This window comes from Hafnia sp. HMSC23F03, from assembly GCF_001816025.1.
Taxonomy (GTDB): domain Bacteria; phylum Pseudomonadota; class Gammaproteobacteria; order Enterobacterales; family Enterobacteriaceae; genus Hafnia; species Hafnia paralvei.
In genome coordinates this window covers 85,837-92,437 of record NZ_KV824211.1, presented here as the reverse complement: position 1 = coordinate 92,437, position 6,601 = coordinate 85,837, and the positions used below count along the sequence as shown (strand labels likewise).

Below are 6,601 nucleotides of genomic sequence, written 5' to 3'. Positions count from 1 at the left end.
GAAAACCTTCACCGTTCTAGTATAGAAATAATCTAGATGGAAGTCGGCGATTGAGCCGCCTTGCTCGGACGCTGGCACGGAGCGCATGTCGGTTTCAGTACATTAGGCGTACGGAAACATTACACCGCTCTAACACACAAGAGCCAAGCCCCGTAGACAACCACTGTATAAATACTCATACTAACAACCAACACTTTCCCTTTATCGGCAAAAGCACCGCGATGACCCAATCCCCACAGCAAGGCTTCGTCCTCACCCGTCATTGGCGGGATACACCGACCGGCGTGTCGGTGGAGCTGTGGCTGGCAACCGATAATGGACCGCAGAAAGTTGTTCTACCGCCGCAGAAGGCGGTGGCCTTTTTGCCCGCGGAGCAGCTTCCACAGGCTGAAAAACTGCTGCATGGCGAACGTCATGTGGAAATCAAACCATTGCCGATGAAGGATTTTCATCATCGTCCCGTGGTCGGCGTCTATTGCCGCAGCTATCGCCAACTGATGAACCTTGAAAAAACATTCAAGGAACATGGAATCACGCTGTATGAGGCCGACATTCGCCCGCCGGATCGCTATCTGATGGAGCGCTTCATCTGTGCTCCGGTGTGGTTTTCTGGCCATCAGGATAATCAAGGCGTTTGGCGTAACACCCAGTTGAAACCAAACCCCTCCTATCGCCCCACGCTTAAGCTGGTGTCGTTAGATATCGAAACCACCATGCACGGTGAACTCTATTCCATCGGGCTTCATGGCTGTGGTCAGCGCGTGGTGTATATGTTGGGGCCAGAAAACGGTGATGCCAGTCAGTTAGATTTCGAACTGATCTATGTCAACAGCCGTCCGCAGTTATTAGAAGCGTTAAATCAGTGGATAGCACAGCACGATCCCGATGCGATCATCGGCTGGAACCTGATCCAATTTGACCTACGCGTATTGCAAAAACACGCCGAGCGCTACGCAATACCGCTGCGTTTAGGACGCGGTGGCGACGTTTTAGAATGGCGCGAGCACGGCTTTAAACAAGGACATTTTTTTGCCTCTGCCGCCGGACGTTTGATTATTGATGGCATTGAGGCGCTCAAAAGCGCATTTTGGAATTTCCCTTCGTTCAGCTTAGAAAACGTTTCACAAACGCTGTTGGGCGAGGGTAAAGCCATGGACGATCCATACAGTCGGATGTCGGAGATCGACCGACGCTTTCGCGAAGATAAACCAGCGCTGGCGCATTACAACCTGAAAGACTGTGAGCTAGTGACCCGCATTTTTGACCATACGCATTTGATGACGTTTTTGCTTGAGCGCGCGACGGTCACAGGCCTGAATGCTGACCGTAACGGTGGCTCCGTCGCCGCATTTACCCATCTCTATCTGCCACGTATGCATCGCGTCGGCTTTGTCGCGCCTAATCAGGGCGATTTGCCAGAAGAGGCAAGCCCCGGCGGCTTTGTGATGGATTCTCGCCCCGGCTTGTATGACTCCGTGTTGGTGTTGGACTATAAAAGCCTGTATCCCTCGATTATCCGTACGTTTCTTATCGATCCCGTCGGCTTAATTGAAGGTTTGCGGCAACCGGACGACGCACATTCTATCTCCGGTTTTCGCGGCGCACGCTTTGCCCGCGCACAGCACTGTTTACCAGACATCGTTAGCCAAATCTGGCAGGGACGCGAAGCCGCCAAACGAGAGAAGAATGCGCCGCTCTCACAGGCGTTGAAGATCATCATGAACGCCTTTTATGGTGTGCTTGGCTCAAGCGGTTGCCGCTTCTTCGATCCCCGTTTGGCATCATCGATCACCATGCGCGGACACGAAATTATGCGCCGCACCCGAGAGTTAATCGAGGCTGAAGGCTATCCGGTGATTTACGGAGATACCGATTCGACCTTTGTGTGGCTTAATCGGGCGCACGACGAACAGCAAGCCGCCGCCATTGGACAACATCTCATTACCGTCGTAAACCAGTGGTGGAAAGAGCATCTGCGTACCGAATACGGTTTAGAAAGTGCATTAGAATTAGAATATGAATGTCACTACCGCCGTTTCTTAATGCCGACCATTCGCGGTGCCGAACTGGGCAGCAAAAAACGCTATGCGGGGCTTAAAGGCGATGAAATGGTGTACAAAGGGATGGAAACCGTGCGCAGTGACTGGACACCTTTGGCGCAGCAATTTCAGCAAGAACTGTATCAACGTATTTTCCTCAAACAGCCATATCAGGAGTTTATTCGTGATTATGCGGCTCGTCTGATGAACGCTGAATTCGATGACAGGCTGGTTTATCGTAAACGCCTAAGACGAAAATTAAGCGATTACCAGCGTAACGTCCCGCCTCATGCGCGCGCGGCGAAAATTGCCGATGAATATAACCGCAGGCTCAATCGTCCGTTGCAGTATCAAAACGGCGGCTGGATTAGCTATGTCATCACCACCGCAGGACCGGAGCCATTAGAGTGCCAACGTGCGCCCATTGACTACGATCATTACCTCACGCGCCAGCTCCAACCTGTCGCCGATGCTATTTTACCCTTCATGCAGGATGACTTTTCAACGCTGGTTGCTGGTCAGCTTGGACTGTTTTAATTCAGACAAATCTTTTTTGGGGGGTGACGAAAGCGCTGTCATCCATTAACATAGCGGCCTTCCCTCATTTCAAATATTGACTTCATTGCTTATTCAAAGCAACGAAGCGGCCTGCTATCGCTAATTAATGTAGGCCAAGTGAAAATCACTTACCCACGGCAGCGCCTGCTGCCTAGCAGTAGTTGTTCAATCATCAGTGTTCAATACATAAAAAGTTGAGTCGATAATCTATGCCATTTACCTTAGGTCAACGCTGGATCAGCGATACGGAAAGCGAATTAGGATTAGGAACTGTGGTCGCATTGGATGCGCGCATGGTGACATTGCTTTTCCCTGCGACCGGTGAAAACCGCCTTTACTCACGTAATGACTCCCCAATTACTCGCGTTATGTTTAACCCGGGTGACACTATCACCAGCCATGACGGCTGGCAGTTGAAGATAGATGAAGTCAAAGAGGAAAATGGTCTGCTGATCTATATCGGCACCCGATTGGATACTGAAGAAGCTAACGTCGTAATGCGCGAAGTATTGCTCGATAGCAAGTTGACCTTCAGCAAACCTCAAGACCGCCTGTTTGCCGGACAAATCGACCGTATGGATCGCTTTGCTCTGCGTTTCCGTGCGCGTAAATATCAAAGCGAGCAGTTCCGCCTGCCGTGGAGCGGTCTGCGCGGCATGCGCGCCAGCCTGATCCCTCATCAGCTACACATTGCGTATGAAGTCGGCCAGCGTCACGCGCCGCGTGTTTTGTTAGCCGATGAAGTGGGCTTGGGTAAGACCATCGAAGCTGGGATGATCATTCATCAGCAGCTGCTAGCCGGTCGCGCTGAACGCATCCTGATCGTGGTGCCTGAAACTCTACAGCACCAGTGGCTGGTCGAAATGCTGCGCCGCTTTAACCTGCGTTTCTCGCTGTTTGACGATGCACGTTATTCAGAAGCCATGCTGGATGCCACCAATCCGTTTGAAACTGAACAGATGGTGATTTGCTCACTAGACTTCGTGCGTCGCAACCGTCAGCGTTTAGAGCAGATGGCCGATGCCTCTTGGGATCTGCTCGTCGTTGACGAAGCGCATCATCTGGCCTGGAGCGAAAATGCCCCTAGCCGCGAATATCAGGTAATTGAACAGCTTGCCGAGCACATTCCGGGCGTACTGTTACTGACAGCAACCCCTGAGCAATTAGGCCAAGAGAGCCACTTCGCACGTCTGCGTCTGCTCGATCCAAACCGCTTCCATGACTATCAGGAATTCGTCAGCGAGCAGCAGAAATACCGTCCGGTGGCTGACGCAGTTACCCTGCTGCTCAACGATGGTCATTTGACCAACGAAGAGCTCAACATGCTGAGCGAAATGATCGCCGAGCAAGATATTGAGCCGTTGCTGAAAGCGGCTAACGCAGGCGGTACTGGCAGCGTAGATGCACGCAACGAGCTGGTCAAAATGCTGATGGATCGCCATGGCACTAGCCGCGTGTTATTCCGTAATACCCGTCAGGGCGTGAAAGGTTTCCCACAGCGTGAGCTGCACCAAATCACCCTGCCGTTGCCTTCTCAGTATCAAACCGCGATTAAAGTGTCCGGCATTATGGGCAGCAAGAAAACGGTTGAAGCCCGCGCGAACGATATGCTGTACCCAGAGCGCATTTATCAGGAATTTGAAGGCGAAAACGCAACATGGTGGAACTTCGATCCGCGCGTTGAGTGGCTGATGAACTTCCTGACCTCACACCGCGATGAAAAAGTGTTGGTGATTTGTGCTCAGGCGGCTTCAGCGGTCAACTTGGAACAGGTGCTGCGTGAGCGTGAAGCGATCCGTGCCGCCGTATTCCATGAAGGCATGACCATCATCGAGCGTGACCGTGCGGCGGCCTACTTTGCATCACAGGAAGAAGGCGCACAGGTGCTGCTGTGTTCTGAAATCGGCTCCGAAGGGCGTAACTTCCAGTTTGCTCACCATTTGGTGATGTTCGATCTGCCGTTTAACCCTGATTTGCTGGAACAGCGTATCGGTCGTCTGGATCGTATTGGTCAGAATCACGACATCAAAATTTTTGTTCCTTGCTTGGAAAACACCGCGCAGTCAGTTTTGGTTCGTTGGTATCACGAAGGTCTAGATGCCTTTGAGCACACCTGCCCAACCGGTCGTACCATCTATGACAGCAGCTATCAAACGCTGTTGGGCTATTTAGCGGCACCTTCTCAGTTGGAAGGCTTTGATGACTTCATCAAAGAGTGTCGTACTCAGCACGATGCGTTGAAAGCGCAGTTGGAGCAAGGGCGCGATCGTCTGCTAGAAATGCATTCTAACGGCGGTGACGCGGCTCAAGAGCTGGCAGAAGCCATTGCCGACCAAGATAACGATGTCGGTTTGGTTAACTTTGCGCTGAACCTGTTCGACATTGTTGGTATCAATCAGGACGATCAGAGCGACAACATGATCATCCTCACGCCGTCAGAACATATGCTGGTGCCTGATTTCCCTGGCCTACCGCAGGATGGTTGTACCGTGACTTTTGACCGCGAACAGGCTCTGTCGCGTGAAGACGCTCAGTTTATTAGCTGGGAGCATCCGATTATTCGTAACGGCTTGGATTTAATCCTCTCCGGCGATACCGGTAGCTGCGCCGTATCCTTGCTGAAGAACAAAGCGCTGCCCGTTGGAACACTGCTGCTGGAAGCCATTTATGTGGTCGAAGCTCAGGCACCGAAGCATCTGCAACTGACCCGCTTCCTGCCACCAACGCCAGTGCGTATGCTGCTCGATGCCAAAGGTACCAATCTGGCGGCGCAGGTCGAGTTTGAGAGCTTTAACCGTCAGCTGAACTCTATCAACCGCCATACCTCCAGCAAGCTGGTCAATGCCGTTCAGCCGAACGTGCACGCTATGTTACAGGCGGGTGAAGCATTGATTGGTGAACAAGCGACTGCGTTGATCAACGAAGCGAAGCGCGAAGCAGATGAAAAACTGAGCGCCGAGTTAGCGCGTTTGGAATCCTTGAAAGCCGTTAACCCGAATATTCGTGATGACGAGCTGGAAACGCTGGAGTTCAACCGTCGTCAGGTCCTTGAGAATCTGGATCAGGCGGGCTGGCGTCTGGATGCGATTCGCCTCATCGTGGTATCACATCAATAATGGCTTCTTCTGAGAACCATAAGGGTGTTTTGCATAACACCCTGATTAACTCCGTCGCCAGTGGCGGTGAGCTAGCGCTACCGGCGATAAAGTTAGGGGAATACTTCCCCGCGCTCGAACCTTGGCTGCACGTGTTGTATCAAGATGATCACATCATCGTGGTCAACAAACCCAGCGGGCTACTGTCCGTTCCCGGTAAAGCCGAGGAACATAAAGACAGCGTGATGACGCGCGTTCAGGTTGATTTTCCTATTGCCGAGTCAGTGCATCGTTTAGATATGGCGACCAGCGGCGTTATTGCCGTAGCACTGACTAAAGCCGCTGAACGTGAGCTCAAGCGCCAGTTTCGCGAACGCGAGCCGAAGAAGAGCTATATCGCGCGTGTTTGGGGACATATGAAACACGATGAAGGTCTGATTGATCTGCCTTTGATTTGTGATTGGCCGAACCGCCCTAAGCAGAAAGTGTGTTTTGAGCATGGTAAATCGGCGCAAACTCAGTATCAGGTGCTCAGTCGTGACGCAGATGGTTCGACCCGCGTCAAGCTTACGCCCATCACGGGACGTTCACATCAGCTGCGAGTGCATATGCTGGCGTTAGGCCACCCCATTCTGGGCGATAAGTTCTACGCTCACCCAGAAGCTAAAGCGATGGCTTCACGGCTACAGCTTCACGCGCAAGAATTACAGATCACGCACCCAGAGTTTGGCACACCGATGCATTTCCGCTGCGAGCCTGATTTTTAATCCCCTCCTCATCCGGTGGCTCTGTGAGCCACCTCCTATACCCATTACCTTGATAGGGTTATAGTCCCTCACGGTCATTCGATTTTCCTACCGCACTTTTTTGCTGTGGGTTTTCTATCTACTAATCATTCGCCCGGGTCCG

At 52.1% G+C, this 6,601-nt stretch carries 3 protein-coding genes; all 3 read left to right on the top strand.

What is annotated here, in order from left to right; translation table 11 throughout:
- Positions 1-221: 221 nt before the first annotated feature.
- The 3 genes from HMPREF3091_RS05440 (at position 222) to rluA (ending at position 6,459) form a co-directional block, all read left to right on the top strand.
- Positions 222-2,576 (top strand): DNA polymerase II, encoded by a 2,355-nt coding sequence (locus tag HMPREF3091_RS05440; RefSeq protein WP_070714653.1) that lies wholly within the window; start codon positions 222-224, stop codon positions 2,574-2,576.
- Between the two features lie 230 nt (positions 2,577-2,806).
- A complete protein-coding gene (gene rapA / locus HMPREF3091_RS05435) occupies positions 2,807-5,713 on the top strand; it encodes an RNA polymerase-associated protein RapA (RefSeq protein WP_070714652.1) in 2,907 nt (968 codons plus the stop codon).
- Positions 5,713-6,459 (top strand): bifunctional tRNA pseudouridine(32) synthase/23S rRNA pseudouridine(746) synthase RluA, encoded by a 747-nt coding sequence (rluA, locus tag HMPREF3091_RS05430; RefSeq protein ID WP_070714649.1) that lies wholly within the window; start codon positions 5,713-5,715, stop codon positions 6,457-6,459. Before rapA ends, rluA begins: the two co-directional genes overlap by 1 nt.
- Positions 6,460-6,601: the final 142 nt, after the last annotated feature.

What these genes read in the sequence shown, in the direction of transcription:
- HMPREF3091_RS05440 (WP_070714653.1), top strand. Translation starts at nt 222, where the DNA reads ATGACCCAATCCCCACAGCAAGGCTTCGTCCTCACCCGTCATTGGCGG.
- rapA (WP_070714652.1), top strand. Translation starts at nt 2,807, where the DNA reads ATGCCATTTACCTTAGGTCAACGCTGGATCAGCGATACGGAAAGCGAA.
- rluA (WP_070714649.1), top strand. Translation starts at nt 5,713, where the DNA reads ATGGCTTCTTCTGAGAACCATAAGGGTGTTTTGCATAACACCCTGATT.